General features: G+C 63.8%; 12 protein-coding genes and 1 pseudogene. 6 read left to right on the forward strand and 7 right to left on the reverse strand.

Translation table 11 applies throughout. The features are described from left to right. Nucleotides 1-289: 289 nt before the first annotated feature. Nucleotides 290-1,885: a phosphoenolpyruvate carboxykinase (ATP) gene (gene pckA, locus Q4C89_RS09230; protein ID WP_303102315.1), complete on the reverse strand. Its 1,596-nt coding sequence runs from the start codon at nt 1,883-1,885 to the stop codon at nt 290-292. A gap of 315 nt (nt 1,886-2,200) precedes the next feature. Between pckA and prfA the strand changes: the two genes are divergently transcribed. From prfA to Q4C89_RS09245, 3 genes are all read left to right on the forward strand, one after another. Further along, nucleotides 2,201-3,313, forward strand: a complete 1,113-nt coding sequence (gene prfA, locus Q4C89_RS09235; RefSeq protein ID WP_303102316.1) for a peptide chain release factor 1 — start codon at nt 2,201-2,203, stop codon at nt 3,311-3,313. Next, nucleotides 3,300-3,803 carry an NUDIX hydrolase gene (locus Q4C89_RS09240; RefSeq protein WP_303102317.1) on the forward strand — a complete coding sequence of 168 codons (504 nt, stop codon included), beginning with the start codon at nt 3,300-3,302 and terminating at the stop codon, nt 3,801-3,803. Before prfA ends, Q4C89_RS09240 begins: the two co-directional genes overlap by 14 nt. Before the next feature lie 69 nt (nt 3,804-3,872). Then, complete coding sequence (locus Q4C89_RS09245; protein WP_303102318.1) at nt 3,873-4,274, forward strand: carboxymuconolactone decarboxylase family protein; 402 nt, start codon at nt 3,873-3,875, stop codon at nt 4,272-4,274. A 135-nt stretch (nt 4,275-4,409) separates the two neighbouring features. Here Q4C89_RS09245 and Q4C89_RS09250 read toward each other — a convergent pair whose 3' ends face one another. Beyond that, nucleotides 4,410-5,111, reverse strand: a complete 702-nt coding sequence (locus Q4C89_RS09250; protein WP_303102319.1) for a hypothetical protein — start codon at nt 5,109-5,111, stop codon at nt 4,410-4,412. A gap of 285 nt (nt 5,112-5,396) precedes the next feature. On the opposite strand from Q4C89_RS09250, the gene Q4C89_RS09255 reads away from it, so the two are divergent. The 3 genes from Q4C89_RS09255 to Q4C89_RS09265 all read left to right on the forward strand — a co-directional run bounded on the left by Q4C89_RS09255 (nt 5,397) and on the right by Q4C89_RS09265 (nt 8,651). Then, nucleotides 5,397-6,158: an electron transfer flavoprotein subunit beta/FixA family protein gene (locus Q4C89_RS09255; protein WP_303102320.1), complete on the forward strand. Its 762-nt coding sequence runs from the start codon at nt 5,397-5,399 to the stop codon at nt 6,156-6,158. Between the two features lie 104 nt (nt 6,159-6,262). Next, nucleotides 6,263-7,213, forward strand: coding sequence for an electron transfer flavoprotein subunit alpha/FixB family protein (locus tag Q4C89_RS09260; protein ID WP_303102321.1), 951 nt, complete (start codon nt 6,263-6,265; stop codon nt 7,211-7,213). 142 nt (nt 7,214-7,355) lie between these two features. Then, nucleotides 7,356-8,651 carry a DUF4139 domain-containing protein gene (locus Q4C89_RS09265; RefSeq protein WP_303102322.1) on the forward strand — a complete coding sequence of 432 codons (1,296 nt, stop codon included), beginning with the start codon at nt 7,356-7,358 and terminating at the stop codon, nt 8,649-8,651. 73 nt (nt 8,652-8,724) lie between these two features. Here the strand turns inward: Q4C89_RS09265 and Q4C89_RS09270 are convergent, their stop codons facing one another. The 5 genes and pseudogenes from Q4C89_RS09270 to Q4C89_RS09290 all read right to left on the reverse strand — a co-directional run. After that, a complete protein-coding gene (locus tag Q4C89_RS09270) occupies nt 8,725-9,465 on the reverse strand; it encodes a methylenetetrahydrofolate reductase (RefSeq protein ID WP_303102323.1) in 741 nt (246 codons plus the stop codon). Then, nucleotides 9,462-13,244, reverse strand: coding sequence for a methionine synthase (gene metH / locus Q4C89_RS09275; RefSeq protein ID WP_303102324.1), 3,783 nt, complete (start codon nt 13,242-13,244; stop codon nt 9,462-9,464). The genes Q4C89_RS09270 and metH overlap by 4 nt, the downstream gene beginning before the upstream one ends. Before the next feature lie 2 nt (nt 13,245-13,246). After that, nucleotides 13,247-13,714 (reverse strand): NUDIX domain-containing protein, encoded by a 468-nt coding sequence (locus tag Q4C89_RS09280; RefSeq protein WP_303102325.1) that lies wholly within the window; start codon nt 13,712-13,714, stop codon nt 13,247-13,249. Nucleotides 13,715-14,113: 399 nt separating this feature from the next. Further along, on the reverse strand, nt 14,114-14,722 hold the full coding sequence (locus Q4C89_RS09285) for a site-2 protease family protein (protein ID WP_303102326.1): 609 nt from the start codon (nt 14,720-14,722) through the stop codon (nt 14,114-14,116). Between the two features lie 36 nt (nt 14,723-14,758). Continuing rightward, nucleotides 14,759-15,135 (reverse strand): annotated as a pseudogene (locus tag Q4C89_RS09290) (CCA tRNA nucleotidyltransferase); the annotation flags it as partial.

Below are 15,135 nucleotides of genomic sequence, written 5' to 3' on the forward strand. Positions count from 1 at the left end.
CATCGTTGCCTCCTCTGGTCTGCGTCAGACAGTGTTGATGCTTGCGGGCAGCATGAAGACACCGTGTCAGCCGTTCGTCAGCCCGATTCTCTGCCCCTCCCGAAGGCTAAGTACGTTTAGATTAACCGAGCGGAGCGAGTACCGAAAAAAGTACGTCGAACCGGGAATGAAGCAGTTTCGGTTCTTTTCCGAAAATGCGGAATGTTAGGTTCGATGTACTTAAGAAAAAGAAAAAGGGGCGCAGCACGGGCGGCTGCACCTCCTCCTAACTTTCGACTTCTGGGCCGATTTACTGCTTGTCGGGGTCGGGCATGGAAGCCGTCACCGCCGCGTCCACGCCGCTCTCGAAACGCCCAAAGTTCTCGCGGAACATGCGGGCGAGCTTCTTGGCGGTTTCGTCGTAGGCGTCCTTGTCCGCCCAGGCGTCACGGGGGTTGAGGACGTCGTTGGGGATGCCTTCGACGTTCTGTGGAATTTCGAGGTCGAAGAAGGGGTCTTTGATGAACTCGGCGTTGTCGAGCTGACCGCTCAGGGCCGCGTCGAGCAGGGCGCGGGTGTGCTTGATGCTCATGCGGTGGCCTTCGCCGTACTTGCCGCCCGTCCAGCCAGTGTTGACCAGCCATACCGTCGCGCCGCTGTCCTCGACCTTTTGAGCCAGCAACTTGGCGTACTCGCCGGGGTGACGGGGCATGAAGGGCGCACCGAAGCAGGTGCTGAAGGTGGGAGTCGGCTCGGTCACCCCCTGCTCGGTGCCGGGAATCTTGGCGGTAAAGCCGCTGATGAACTGGTACATCATCTGCTCGGGGGTCAGGCGGCTGATGGGCGGCAGCACCCCGAAGGCGTCGGCGGTCAGGAACACCACGTTCTTGGGAATGCCACCGATGGAACCGGGCTGGATGTTGGGAATCTGGTCGATGGGGTAGGCGCTGCGGGTGTTTTCGGTGAGGCTGCCGTCATTCAGGTCGGGGTTGCCTTCACTGTCGAGCACCACGTTTTCCAGCACCGTGCCGTAGTTGCGGGTGGTCTGGTAGATGGCGGGTTCGGCTTCGGGATTCAGGTTGATGACTTTGGCGTAGCAGCCGCCCTCGAAGTTGAAGACGCCCGTGTCGGTCCAGCCGTGCTCGTCGTCACCGATCAGCTTGCGCTTGGGGTCGGCGCTCAGCGTCGTCTTGCCGGTGCCCGACAGCCCGAAGAACAGCGCCACGTCGCCATCCTCGCCCACATTGGCCGAGCAGTGCATGGGCATGACGCCCTTTTCGGGAAGCAGGTAGTTCAGCACGCCGAAGATGCCCTTCTTGTTCTCGCCCGCGTACTGGGTGCCGCCCGCGATGATCATCTTCTTGCCGAAGTTGACCAGAATGAAGGTGTCGCTGCGGGTGCCGTCCACAGCGGGGTCGGCCTTGAAGCTGGGGATGTTGAGCACCGTCCACTCGGCCTGGAAGTTCTTCAACTCGTCTTCGGTGGGCCGCACGAACATGTTGTGAATAAACAGCGAGTGGTACGCCATTTCGGTAATCATGCGTACCGGGATGCGGTGTTCCTTGTCGGTGCCCGCGAAGACCTGCTGCACGAACAGTTCACGCCCTTCGGCGTACGCCACCATCTTGTCCAGCAGGCGGTCGAACACTTCGCCGCTGATGGGCTGGTTGAAGCCTTCCCACCACACGGTGTCCTTGGTCTTGTCGTCCTCGACGATGAAACGGTCCTTGGGGCTGCGGCCCGTCTTGTTGGTGCGGACAGTCAGTGGGCCGGTGGCCGCCTTGACGCCTTCGCCCAGGCGAATGGCATGGGCATACAGGTCGTCCACGCCAGGGTTGACGTGCAGGGTACCAGGGTTCAGGCCCAAGTCGGCGACAACTTGGGCGTCGTTTTGTGCGGTGGTCATAGCAAGCCTCCAGGAACAAGCAAACTCAACAAATAGATTTAGACAACTGAAGCTTGCGCTGTGAAGCGCTTCCAAGGCAAGGTACAAGCGTCACCTGATAGGAAACAGCGCCGGGGACACCCGCAAGCGCACGGTGCCCGCAGTGGGTGGCCCCTTGCCTCTGTGCCGCAGCAGAGGCCACTTTTTCTATGGAGTTCTTTAGAGACCAAGTCCAGAAGGGTGAGAGCGGAGCGCTAGACTACCCGGCATGTCCTTTGTGTCCACCCCTTTTTCCTGCCGCCTGACCGGGGATTTCCGGCGGGCCGAGTGCCGAACATGAGTGCGCGCCTCGACGAACTGGTCTCCGAGTTCGGTCTGGTCGAGCGCCGCCTGGGTGACCCGGCTGCCCTGGCCGACCCCCGCGAGTACGCCCGCCTGACCCGCCGCCACCGCGAACTGATGCCCCTCGCGGCCCTGGTCAAGGAGAGAACGCAAGCGCAGAGCGACCTGAACGGCGCACGCGAACTACTGCAAGACCCCGACATGCGCGAGATGGCGCAGGCCGAGGCCGAGGCGCTCCAGGCGCGGCTGGCCGAAATCGAGAGCGAACTCGAAGTGCTGCTGCTCCCGACCGACCCCGACGACGCCAAAGACGTGATTCTGGAATTGCGGGCCGGAGCGGGCGGGGCCGAAGCGGGCCTTTTCGTGATGGACCTGCTGCGAATGTACGAACGGTACGCGGCGGCCCATCACCTCAGTATCAACGTGCTGGACGCTTCCGAGAGTGACCTGGGCGGGGCCAGCAAGGTCGTGGCCGAGGTGACGGGCGACTCTGCCTTTCGCGCCTTCAAGTGGGAAAGGGGGGTTCACCGCGTGCAGCGCGTGCCCGCCACCGAGTCGCAGGGCCGCATTCACACGTCTACCGCCACCGTCGCCGTGTTGCCCGAAGCCGAACCCGGCGAGGTCAACCTCGACCTGTCCGAAGTCCGCATCGACGTGTTCCGCTCGCAGGGCGCGGGTGGACAGGGCGTCAACACCACCGACTCGGCGGTGCGGGCCGTCTACCGCGCCGGGACACCCGACGAAATCATGGTGATTTGCCAGGACGGGCGCTCGCAGATCAAGAACCGCGAGAAGGCGCTGCAAGTCCTAACCGCACGCCTGGCCGAGCGTGAGCGGGCCGCCCGCGAAGCGCAGGAACGCCAGGACCGTGCCTCGCAGGTGGGCAGTGGCGACCGCTCGGAGAAGATCCGTACCTACAACTATCCGCAAAACCGCGTGACCGACCACCGACTGGAAGGCGACGACAAGAACCATCCCCTCGACTCGGTGATGGCCGGGGCGCTGACCCCGGTGGTGGCGGCGCTCGCCCGCAGCCAGAAGGAACAGCAGCTCCTCGACATGCAGGGCGAGGAGCGGGAAGAGGTGAAAGGTCATGGGGCGGCGTGACCTGCTGGTAGCGGCAGGCATCTTGCGCGACAGGTTCGGACGGGTGCTGCTCGTGGGCAACGACTGGCAGGGGCATGGTCGGGTGCGCCACACCCTTCCCGGCGGGGTCGTCGAGCACGGCGAAACCTTGCCCGAAGCCCTCTACCGCGAGATCTACGAGGAAACCGGCCTCAAACTGACCGGCATCAAACACATGGCCTACACCGTCCACATCGAGGACGAGCGCCGGGGCGAACGCGCCATCGCGGTGGCGTTCGAGGCGACCTGGGAAGGGCTGCTCAATCCTGCCGACCCCGACGGCTTCATCGTGGAAGCGCGGTTTTGCAGCGTCGAGGAAGCACTCGACAAGCTCGACTCGCCGCCCATGCGCGAACCGCTGGCCGATTACCTCAACACGGGCGAGCCGGGCCGCTTCTACGCGTTCAAGGGTTGGGACGGGCGCGGCGGCCTAAGAATTCCGGCGCTGCGGCCTCCCCGACAGGAGAGGTAGAGCGGGACACGGGCTGGAGTGCAGGCTTAATCCCGCCCTCTCCGGCGCTTCACCTGCCATGCTGTCGCCATGTCTGACGACACGCCCACCACTGCCCGGCAAGCCATCTTCGGCGCACAGGAAGACCGCATTCTGGAGCGGCTCTCCAACCTTGACGCCGACCTGATGGCCTACATCCGCGACTTCGCCTATGACACGGTGTACGAGCGGCCCGGCCTCGACCTCAAAACCAAGGAACTGCTCGCCTGCGTTCTGCTGGTGTCTCTGGGCAGCCCTGGCGAACTCCAGACCCACCTGCGCGGGGCCATGCGGGCCGGGGCCACCGAGCAGGAAGTCCGCGAGGCGCTGCTGCTGTGCATCCCTTACCTCGGCTTTCCGCGCACGGTGGCGGCGTTTGGGCAATTGCAGGAACTGACCAAAAAGAAAACTCCCCAGCCGGAGCCGGGGAGATCGTCAGACAGAGACGTTTAGAGCAGCCTGCAGAATTACGGCGTTCGGAGAAAAGAACTCCAAACGCCTCCAGTCTGCCTGCTGCTCATTGGTTTTTACTCGTTCCACTCGGCATAAAGAGGGCACAAGGGGCATGACCTCTTTATGCAAAATGCTTTAGAAGTTGAACTTCATGCCGACCTTGGCCTTGAAGACCGTGCCGGGGAAGGCGAAGCGGGCGCGGATGTCGTTGTAGCCAGCTTCATTGGGGTTGTAGGTGCCGTTATCGGTGCCGTTGGTGATGGTGCCATTGAAGTACTGGTCAATCCCCAGGTCGCCCACCAGGCTGGCGCGGTCGCTCAGGCGGTAGCCGAGCATGGCCCCCGCGCCCACACCGAAGGCGCTGGTGCGGGTGGTCTGGGTCAGGGCCGCTTCATTCGCGTAGGTTTCGGTGGCGCTGAAGTTGCCGTAGCGTCCGCCCGCGTACAGGGTCAGGTCGGTGCCTGCCGAAACGCGGCCCAGGTTATAGGTGGCGTCCAGCGCATAGGTGGTGTGGCTACCACTCTCGGTCGCCAGTCCCTTTTCCTTGTAGCTGCCGAAGGTCCCCAGGTTCAGGCCCGAGTTGTTGCCCGTGATGTCCACGTTGTCGCGGATGGCGTCGCTGGCGCTGGTGTAGGCGGCGCTGGCCTTGACCCCCACCGGCCCGGCCACGTTGGGCGCGTGAACGAACACTTCACCGTTCAGGCCGCCCGCATAGCCGCCCAACACGCCGAATTCCAGACCGTTCAGGCCCAGGCTGCTGGAAGGCTGCACCACGACGGTCTGGGCCGACGCACTGGCCAGGAGGGTGGTGGTCACGACTGCAAGAAACTTCTTCATGCCTTCAGCTTCGGCTCAGTCTATGAGTGTCACCCACGGGAAGCTTATGTTTCTCTTCAAGCAGGGGACAGGTACGCGTCAGGTTACGCTTGGCGGGTGAAACTTGAGCGAAGAGGCAGTAGAAAATGAAGGGCCGGGACGCTAACTTTTACCGAGTATAAACTTGAGCAGTACTGGACTCTCTCAAACATCTTCCAGAAATCGGTCTCCGGAGCAGGCAGAATAGGAGCCGGAAGTACGGATGAGCCTGACCCGTTCGGGCAAGATTCACACGGAGGTTAAAGCATGAAAATTCTGACTCTGGTACGGCAGGTTCCTGACGCCGAAGCCCGCGTGAAAGTCTCTGGCACGGGCGTAGACCTCGACGGCGCGACCCTGGTGGTCGACGGCATGGACGAGTACGGCGTGGAAGAAGCCCTGCGCCTGCGCGAAGGCGGCGCCCCCGTCGAGGAAATCGTGGCCCTGGCGGTTGGCCCCCAGCGCAACGAAGACGCCCTGCGTACTGCTCTGGCGATGGGTGTAGACCGCGCCATTCACGTCGAAACCGACGAGAAGATCGACGCCGTGAGCCTGAGCAAAGTGGTTGCCCAGGTCGCCCAGGCCGAGGGCGCGGGCCTGATTCTGGTTGGTGGGCAGGAAGCCGACTGGGACTCGCAGGCCCTGGGTGCGGCCACCGCCGAGCGCCTGGGCTGGCCCCAGCTGACCTGGACGAACGAGCTGAAGGTCGAGGGCGACACCCTGACCGGACGCCACGACGTGGACGAAGGCAACGAGAGCTTCAGCGCTCCGCTGCCCGCCGTGGTGACCACCCAGCAGGGCCTGAACGAGCCGCGCTACCCCACCTTGCCCAACATCATGAAGGCCAAGAAGAAGGAACTGCGTAAGGACAGCCTCGACCAGTACGGTGTGCAGGCCAGCGTCCGCACCGTGAACGCCGAAATCCAGACCCGCGCCCGCTTGAACAAGATGATTGACGGCAAAGACCCCCAGGCCGCTGCCGCCGAACTCCTGAACCTGCTGCGCAACGAAGCCAAAGTCATCGCCTGACGGTGCAGAGAGCAGATGGCGGATGGCAGAGGGCCGGAAGCCAGGAGCATTTAGCCTTTTAGACGTTTAGACCTTTGACGTTTAGACGGAACCGGAGGTTCCCCATGATTCTGATTGTTGCCGAACACAACGGCGCCAAGCTCGCCAAGTCCACCTTAGAGATGGTCAGTGCCGCCCGCGAGAGCGGCAAAGAAGGCCCCGTGACCCTGCTGGTGCTGGGTCAGGGCGTGGCCGAAGTCGCCAACGAAGCCGCTCAGTATGCCGATCAGGTGCTGGTCGGCGATGCGGCGGGCCTGGCCCAGTACAACGCCGAAGTGTGGGCCGCCGCCGTCACCCAGATTGCCCAGGAAGGCGAGGCCAGCCTGGTCGTCATCGGCGGTAGCCGCAGCGGGCGCGAGTACGCTCCCCGCGTGGCCGTCAAGCTGGACGCTCCCTACCTCGAAGACGCCATCAAGCTCAGCAGCAACGGAAACGCGGTGCAGGCCCAGCGCTACACCTACCTCGCCCGCGTGACTGAAACGGTGGAAGGCGAAGGCAGCGTGGTCGTCGTGACCGTCAAGCCCGGTTCCTTCAACCCCGCCCAGCCGACCGGCACGGCAGGCGAGCAGTACGACGTGGAACTGGAACTGCCTGCCCCCCGCGTGCAGGTCACGGGCAAGAGCGTGGAAAAGAGCAGTCGCGTGGCCCTGACCGAGGCCGACGTGATCGTCACTGGCGGACGCGGCGTGGGCAGCCCCGAGAACTTCGCCACGCTGGTCGAGGGTCTCGCCGACCAGATTGGCGCAGGCGTGGGCGCGACCCGCGCTGTGGTGGACGCGGGCTGGCGTCCCTACGCCGAGCAGGTCGGGCAGACTGGCAAGACTGTGCAGCCCAAGGCCTACATCGCGCTGGGCGTGAGCGGCGCGGTGCAGCACCTCTCGGGCATGGGCAAGTCCAAGAACATCATCGCCATCAACAAGGACCCCGAAGCTCCCATCTTCAAGGTCGCGGACTACGGCATCGTGGGCGACGTGGGTCAGATTGTCCCCGCGCTGATCGAAGCCGCCAAGCAGTAAGCCGAAGCACCAGCAGTTGCCCCCGCCCTCGTTGCGGGGGTTTTTCCATTTGGCCTTTCCATCATCTCACCATCTCCAAGCTGTCGCCTTTCTGACGCTGTGTCTCACACCTTCCAAACGTGTGAGGCGCACAATGCAGGCCATGAAACGACTTTTGACCCTGGCTCTGGCCCTGACCCTCGGAGGCGCAATGGATAAGGCAGCCGCAACCGACATCCGTATCTATCCCAGCTTCACCGAAGTGCGCGAACCGGTCAGCGCTGCGGGCAAAACGCTGACGGTGGCGCTGCCGCAGGAAGCCTGGAACGGCGTGATCGGCGGCAGCCTCGACCTGGAAGGGCTGGCCTTCGACAGCGCCGTGCAGAAGCTGGAAGCCAACTGGCTGAGCGGTCTGGAAGGCAAAACCGTGTATCTGGAGCGTGAAGGCGGCAAGACTGAACCCGTGACGCTGGTGCGGGCCAAGGATTTGCTCGTCAAGGACGCGAGCGGCAAGTATTTCACTGCCCGCTACGAAGATTTGCAGTTCGACGTGCTGCCCCCCGCCAACCCGCTCAGCCCTTCGCAGACGCTGACCTACAGCCTGAAAAATGCGGGCAGTGGCACGCTGAGCTACCTGACCCGCAGCGTGTCCTGGCAGCCGCGCTACACCCTCAAGGCGAGTGACGCGGGCGCCCAACTCAGCGCTCTGGCGGACATTCGCAACGCCACCGACCTGCCCTACGAGGTCAAAAACACCGAACTGTACGCGGGCGACGTGAACGTGCAGGGCGACATGATGCCCCCCGCGCCGATGCTGATGCGCGAGGGCGTCACCACCCAGGCGACGGCAGGCTACGCGGCCCCCAAAATCCAGAGCGGAGGCGAGATGCGCGGGCTGTACAAGTACACGCTGTCCACCGCGTTTACCCTGCCCGCCAACAGCGTGGTCACGCTGCCTTTCCTGACGCCCAAGCTGACCAAATTCGAGCGCTACGCGGGCCTGAACACCTACTTCGGCACCGACAAGCGCGAGGGCACGCTGAGCCGCTTCTACCGTTTTACCGCCGACGACCGCCTGCCCGCTGGCCCCGTCACCGTGCGCGAGGACGGGCGCATCGTGGGCATGGCGTTCATCAGCGAAACCCGCAAGGGCGGCGAGGTGGAATTCACGCTGGGCGAAGACCCCGACGTGGCCTACACCCGCACCGTGCAGACCGTGGGTCAGGTCAAGGACGCCAAGGGCAACGTGACCAAGACGACCTACAAAGTCACCTACACCTTCGAGAGCAGCAAGAGCCGCACTGTCCGCGCCGAAGTGACCGAGCGCGTGGGAGGCCGCCGCGTGACGATTGACAGCGCTGCGCCCGTACAAAACCAGGGCACCGCGACCCTGAAGGTGGACGTGCCCGCGAACGGCAAAGCCAGCAAGACGTTTACGGTGGTCGTGGACAACGGCTAATACGCGGAGAGCGGATAGCAAATGGCAGATGGCTCAGTGCGGGCTATCTGCCATTCGCCATCTGCTATCCGCTCTACAGAATCCCGCCCAGGTACTCCTGAACGTCCGTCCGGATGGGCTGGAAATACACGTGCTGGCCCCGCTCGCGCGCAAATTGCAGCGCGTCCCGTGCCAGGCGGCGGTTCCACTCCAGCGAGAGGTCGAAGTGCTTGGGGTACACGGCGGCGTTGCGGCTGGCCCAGTAGGTCATGCTGCCCTCGGTGGTCACGTTGGTCACGCCCCACCACATCTCCGCGCCGTCCGGCACGAGGTCGGCGTAGGCTTCCATCAGGCGCATGTCGAAAAAGGGCTGGGTAAAAAAGCCCACGGCGCCCGCCTCCAGCTTGCGTTCCATGTAGTCGCGCTCGCGGGCGAAGCTCTGGCGGTAGGGGTCGAGGCCCGCGTATACCCGGATGTGCGGCAGCTCGCGGGCAAAGCGGCGAATGGCCTGCTCGGCGTCCACGTTGTAGACCCGGTGGCTCATGTCGCTGGGCGCGTCTCCGGTGACGATCAGCACTTCGTCTATCCCATGTTCCACCAGCGCCCCCGCCATTGGCAGCGGCTCACGCGGGTTCAGGTCAATGGCCCGGATGTGCGGAATGGCCCGGAACTGAGGCCGCGCAAATGCACACCCCTCCCACGAGCGCGTGGAAAACCGCATCAGGTCGGGGATATTCACTGTGTCCACGCTCGGGAAGCGCTCCTGAACCTCCGCGAGTTCCGCCCGCAGACCCGAGCGGGTGCGGGGGATGAGTTCGAGGGAGATGCGGGTCATGGCGTACCGCCTGTTGATGGTTGATGGTTGAGAGTTGATGGTTTTTGATTTTCTCCATCAACCATCAACCTTTGACCATCAACCCTCGCGTAAGCGAGCATCGGCCCCAGCCACCGCTCCGCTTCCTCCAGCGTCCAGCCTTTGCGCCTCGCGTAGTCTTCTACCTGATCGCGCCCGATGCGGCCCACAGCGAAGTAACGGGCTTCCGGGTGGGCAAAATACAGGCCGGACACGGCGGCGGCGGGATACATGGCGCAGCTCTCGGTGAGGCTCAGGCCGATTTCCTCGGCGCCCAGCAGCCCAAAAATGGTGCGCTTCTCGGTGTGGTCGGGCTGGGCGGGGTAGCCGGGCGCGGGGCGGATGCCCTGATACCGCTCTTTAATCAGGTCGGTGTTGTCCAGCGCCTCGTCGGGCGCGTAGCCCCAGTGCTCCACCCGCACGTCGCGGTGCAGCTTTTCGGCAAAGGCTTCGGCCAGGCGGTCGGCCACCGCCTTGACCAGAATGGCGTTGTAGTCGTCATGCTGCGCCTCGAACTCGCGGGCCAGTTCCTCCGCGCCGAAAATACCGACCGCAAACGCGCCAATATGGTCGCCGCTGGGGGCGATGTAGTCGGCCAGCGCGAGGTTGGGGGTGTGCTGGTCGCGCTGCTGGCGAAGGGTGTGAAGTGTTGATGGTTGATGGTTGATAGTAGATGGTCGTTGCTTTTCTCCATCAACCATCAACCATTGACTCTCAACCACAATGTCATCCCCCCGCCGCTGGGCAGGCCACAACCCAATCACGCCCCGCGCTTGCAGGCTGCCGTCAGCCATCACGCGCCTGAGCATGGCCTGAGCATCGTCGAACAGCTTTCGGGCCTCCTCGCCGCGCAGGGGGTCGGTCAGGATGTTGGGGTAGATGCCCTTCATCTCCCAGGCAATAAAAAAGGGCGTCCAGTCGATGTAGGGGAGCAGATCGGCAATCGACTGATGGATGATTTGGCGGCCTAAAGCCTTCGGCGGTGATGGTAGATGGTTGATAGTTGATGGTTTTTGCTTTTCTCCATCAACCATCAACCATTGACCATCAACACTTTTCCCCCTCGCCCGCGCTTCCTCAATCGAAATCAGCCGCACCTGCCGCTCCCCGTGCCGCTCGCGCAGGGCGTCGTACTCGCCACGGGTGCGCTCGGCGTAGGTCGCTTCGTCGGTCAGGAGGTCGTTCACCACCGTCACGGCGCGGGAGGCGTCCAGCACGTGTACCACCGTGCCGTCGTAGGCGGGGTCAATCTTGACGGCAGTATGCGCCCGGCTGGTCGTCGCGCCGCCGATAAGCAAGGGGGTTTTCACGCCCCGGCGGGTCATTTCGCGGGCCACGTTGACCATCTCGTCCAGACTGGGGGTAATCAGACCACTCAGGCCAATCACGTCTGCGCCGAGCTTTTCGGCCTCGTCCAAGATTTTTTTGGTCTGCACCATCACGCCCAGGTCAGTGACCTGATAGCCGTTGCAGGCCAGCACCACGCCCACGATGTTCTTACCGATGTCGTGTACGTCGCCTTTCACCGTTGCCAGCAAGACCTTGCCCTTCGTGCTGCTCTCGGACTTTTCCGCTTCCAAGTACGGCGTGAGGTAGGCCACCGCCTTTTTCATCACGCGGGCGGATTTCACCACTTGCGGCAGGAACATTTTGCCCGCGCCGAACAGGTCGCCCACCACGTTCATGCCGTCCATCAGCGGCCCTTCAATGACCTTTAGGGGGCTGCCCAGTTCGCGGTAGGCTTCCTCGGCGTCGGCGTCCACAAAGTCCGAAATGCCCTGCACCAAAGAGTGCGTCAGGCGCTCCCGCACGGGCAACTCGCGCCAGGCGTTCTGGGTCGCCACCTCGCGCTTCACGTCCTTGTACCGCTCCGAAAGCGTCAGCAGGCGCTCGGTGGCGTCCTCACGGCGGGCCAGAATCACGTCCTCAACGGCTTCGCGGAGTTCCGGTTCGATGTCGTCGTACACGGCGAGCATGCCCGCATTCACGATGCCCATGTCCAGCCCGGCCCGAATCGCGTGGTACAGAAACACCGCGTGCATCGCCTCGCGCACATGGTTGTTGCCCCGGAAGCTGAACGACACGTTGGAAATCCCGCCCGACACCAGCGCTCCCGGCAGATTTTGCTTAATCCAGCGCGTCGCCTCGATGAAGTCCAGCGCGTAGCGGTCGTGCTCCTCGATGCCCGTTGCCACCGTCAGCACGTTGGGGTCAAAAATGATGTCCTGCGGCGGAAAATCGGCCTGCTGAGTCAGCAGTTTGTAGGCGCGGGACGTGATTTCCTTGCGGCGTTCCAGATTGTCGGCCTGCCCCTGCTCGTCGAAGGCCATGACCACCGCCGCCGCCCCGTAGCGCCGCAGCAGTCGCGCCCGCTCCAGAAACTTCGCTTCGCCGTCCTTCAGCGAAATGGAGTTGACAATCGCCTTGCCCTGCACGCGCTTCAGGCCCGCTTCCAGAATCTCCCACTTGCTGGAATCCAGCATCAGCGGCACGCGGGAAATATCGGGTTCGCCCGCCAGCAGGTTCAGGAACTTGACCATCGCGGCCTCGCCGTCCAGCATCCCCTCGTCGAAGTTGATGTCCACGACCTGCGCGCCGTTATTGACCTGCTGGCGCGCAATTTTGAGGCCCGAGTCAAAATCGCCCGCCAGAATCGCCTTGCTGAATTTGGGGCTGCCCGTCACGTTGGTGCGCTCGCCCACGTTCACGAAGTTGGTTTCGGGGGTGAGGGTGAAGGCTTCGAGGCCGCTGAGGCGCAAGTAAGGCGGCAATGTGGGCGCGGTGCGCGGGGGGATGTTCCTGACCGCTTCGGCAATCGCTCGGATGTGCTCCGGCGTCGTGCCACAGCAGCCGCCCACAATATTGACCAGTCCCTCGCGGGCAAAGTCGGCCAGCACCGCCGCCGTGTGTTCGGGCGTTTCGTCGTACTCGCCAAAGGCGTTGGGCAGACCCGCGTTGGGGTGCACCGAAACCAGCGCCTCCGTGTTCGCGGCAATCGCCCGCAGGTGAGGCCGCAGCAGATCCGCGCCCAGCGCACAATTCAGGCCGAGGCTGAAGAGGCTGGCGTGCTCGGTGCTTACCGCGAAGGCTTCCGGCGTTTGCCCGCTCAGCGTGCGGCCCGAAGCGTCGGTAATCGTCCCAGACAGCATGATGGGCAACTCGCGTCCCTGCTGGGCAAAGACTTCCTGCGCGGCGAACATCGCGGCTTTGGCGTTCAGCGTGTCGAACACCGTTTCGATCAGCAGTAGGTCTGCGCCGCCGTCCATCAGGCCCGTGATGGCTTCGCTGTACGCGGTCACGAGGTCGTCGTAGGTCACGTTGCGGAACTCGGGGCGCTCCACGTCGGGCGAAAGGGTCGCGGTGCGGTTGGTCGGCCCCACGCTGCCCGCCACCCAGCGTTTTTTGCCGTCCTGCGCTTCAAATTCGTCGGCCACTTCGCGGGCCAGCCGTGCGCCTTCGCGGTTCATGGCGTAGGCCAGAGCTTCCGTGCCGTAATCCGCCTGCGAAATGGTGGTGCTGTTAAACGTGTTGGTGCTGGCAATGTCCGCCCCCGCCTCGAAATAGGCGCGGTGGACGGCGCGAATCACGTCCGGCTTGGTCAGTTGCAGCAGGTCGAAGTTGCCCCGGTACATCCGCAGCGGGTCGGCTTCGGGCCAGCGGAAATCGGCCTCGGTGAGATTTGCGTTTTGCAGTTGGGTGCCCCATGCGCCGTCCAGAATGAGGATGCGGCGCTGGGCTTCGGCATAAATAGGCGAGGTCATGGTTACAGTTCCTTGCAGGCGGCAAAAAGGGCGGGGTAAATGTGGGGGTAGGTCAGTTCGTCGGGCAGCGCAGGGAACACTTGCAAGGCTTCCATTTTCGCCTCGCGCTCCGCGCCCAGTTCGGCAATGCTGGCGCGAAATTGTGCGCCGAAGCTGCCGCCAAAGCCGTATTCATGCGTCTGGCGCAGCGTAAAGCGAGTGGCCCCGGTTTCCTCACGCAGTTCGCGCTCGGCGGCCTGTAGGAGTGATTCGCCCGCTTCCACCTTGCCGCCGGGCCATTCCCAGCCCGTGCGCCCACACTGACGCAGATGGAGCCAGCCGCCCTCGTAGTCGGCCAGGATGGTCACAAAGCGGATTTTTTCGGTGGGCACGCTGCCCAGCGCATATACGGTGATCTGCCCTGTCGTTTTGGTCGTGGCCGAAGCGTTGGCGCTGGCCGGGTCGCCTGTGGCCCATAGCTGATGGCTCATAGCTGAAATGCACCTCCTGCGGGCATCGGTTTATTCGTGCCATCGTCGGCAATTCCAAACAAACCTTCCTGAAAGCACCGTGCCGTGATGATGGCTGGTTGCTCTCGCCGTGCGTGCGGGCAGGAAAACCCTTCAGCGAGTCTGGATGACCGCGCTTGGGGGCGCGACGGGGGAGAGGATAGCGCCTCAAGCGGGAAAAGAAAGAGAAGTCGGGTGGACAGGAGTGGCGTGCGTAAGCCGCACGGTCTGGGCCAGCCTAGAGAAAGGGCGAGGTCTGACCCTCGCCGCTCAACCGCTTTCTCTGTGCCCTCAAGGTGGGCCGCATAAACACCCGTGTGGGGCGGCAGTTGCTGTCAGCGTGCCTGTCGGGCGGCACACGACATCCGCCCCAAGGCTCCATTACACGACCAGGTCCAGCACCCACTGCTGCACGCGGCCGATGAGGTTGCCGATGGGAGCGCCCATCAGGTAAATGAACACCATCACGATGACGAAGGAAAAAGGCTGCGCCTCGAACTGCGCCAAGCTGCGGCCCATCGAAGGAATGAGTGCGCCCAGAATGCGGCTGCCGTCGAGCAGCGGGATAGGCAGCAGGTTAAAGACGGCCAGCACCACGTTGATGCTCAGAACGGTAATCAGGATGACCGCGCCCATCTGCGACATGGGGAGGAGGGCCAGGAGTCCGGCGCAGAGGAGGGCGATCAGCAGGTTGCTCAGTGGCCCGGCGGCGGTGGCCCACAGCGTTCCCCAGCGGCCCAGGTTGTTGGGGTTGATCGGCACGGGGCGGGCAAAGCCGAAGCCCGCGAAGAGCAGCAGCAGCGTGCCGAACGGGTCGAGGTGCTTGAGCGGATTGAGGGTCACGCGCCCGAAGCGCCGGGGCGTGGGGTCGCCCAGTCGGTCGGCGGTGTAGGCATGGGCGAACTCATGCACCGTCAGCGACAGCACCAGCGCCCCCGCGATGATGGCGAAGGCCAGAGGATTTTCTTGCAGCAGGGAAATCAGGCGCATAGAAGGTCATTCTATGGGCGAGGGCCATGAGGAGCGTCAGCCCCGGTTCTGAGTTTCTTGCAGATAAGCCCGCAGCGCCTCGCGTTCCTCGTCAGCCGAGCGCACCTGTCCCGTGCGGCGCAAATTCGCCAGATGCGCCAGCGCCTGCCCGACGCCGGGGCCGGGTGGCCCGCCCAGCGCCAGCACGTCGCGGCCTGTCAGCGGGGGGTAGCTGTCTGGGCGCAGCAGACCTCGCAACAGGCGTTCGGGTGTCTGGGCCGGGTAAAAAGTGTCGGACAGGGCGCGTTCCAGCAGCCCCAGTGGCCCCCGCCCCAGGCCCAGGCGCTCGGCCCAGGCGTCGGGGTCGGGAACGGCACTGAGCAGGGCGGCGCTGTAGACCGCAGGCGTGACGGCTTCCCCCCCGTCCTGAAGGG

Origin of the sequence: Deinococcus sp., from assembly GCF_030523985.1 — a bacterium.
Lineage (GTDB): Bacteria > Deinococcota > Deinococci > Deinococcales > Deinococcaceae > Deinococcus.

Coding starts and splice junctions, on each gene's coding strand:
- Q4C89_RS09285 (WP_303102326.1), bottom strand. CDS start 14,722: ATGCGCCTGATTTCCCTGCTGCAAGAAAATCCTCTGGCCTTCGCCATC.
- Q4C89_RS09255 (WP_303102320.1), top strand. CDS start 5,397: ATGAAAATTCTGACTCTGGTACGGCAGGTTCCTGACGCCGAAGCCCGC.
- Q4C89_RS09250 (WP_303102319.1), bottom strand. CDS start 5,111: ATGAAGAAGTTTCTTGCAGTCGTGACCACCACCCTCCTGGCCAGTGCG.
- Q4C89_RS09265 (WP_303102322.1), top strand. CDS start 7,356: ATGAAACGACTTTTGACCCTGGCTCTGGCCCTGACCCTCGGAGGCGCA.
- Q4C89_RS09260 (WP_303102321.1), top strand. CDS start 6,263: ATGATTCTGATTGTTGCCGAACACAACGGCGCCAAGCTCGCCAAGTCC.
- pckA (WP_303102315.1), bottom strand. CDS start 1,885: ATGACCACCGCACAAAACGACGCCCAAGTTGTCGCCGACTTGGGCCTG.
- metH (WP_303102324.1), bottom strand. CDS start 13,244: ATGACCTCGCCTATTTATGCCGAAGCCCAGCGCCGCATCCTCATTCTG.
- Q4C89_RS09280 (WP_303102325.1), bottom strand. CDS start 13,714: ATGAGCCATCAGCTATGGGCCACAGGCGACCCGGCCAGCGCCAACGCT.
- prfA (WP_303102316.1), top strand. CDS start 2,201: ATGAGTGCGCGCCTCGACGAACTGGTCTCCGAGTTCGGTCTGGTCGAG.
- Q4C89_RS09245 (WP_303102318.1), top strand. CDS start 3,873: ATGTCTGACGACACGCCCACCACTGCCCGGCAAGCCATCTTCGGCGCA.
- Q4C89_RS09270 (WP_303102323.1), bottom strand. CDS start 9,465: ATGACCCGCATCTCCCTCGAACTCATCCCCCGCACCCGCTCGGGTCTG.
- Q4C89_RS09240 (WP_303102317.1), top strand. CDS start 3,300: ATGGGGCGGCGTGACCTGCTGGTAGCGGCAGGCATCTTGCGCGACAGG.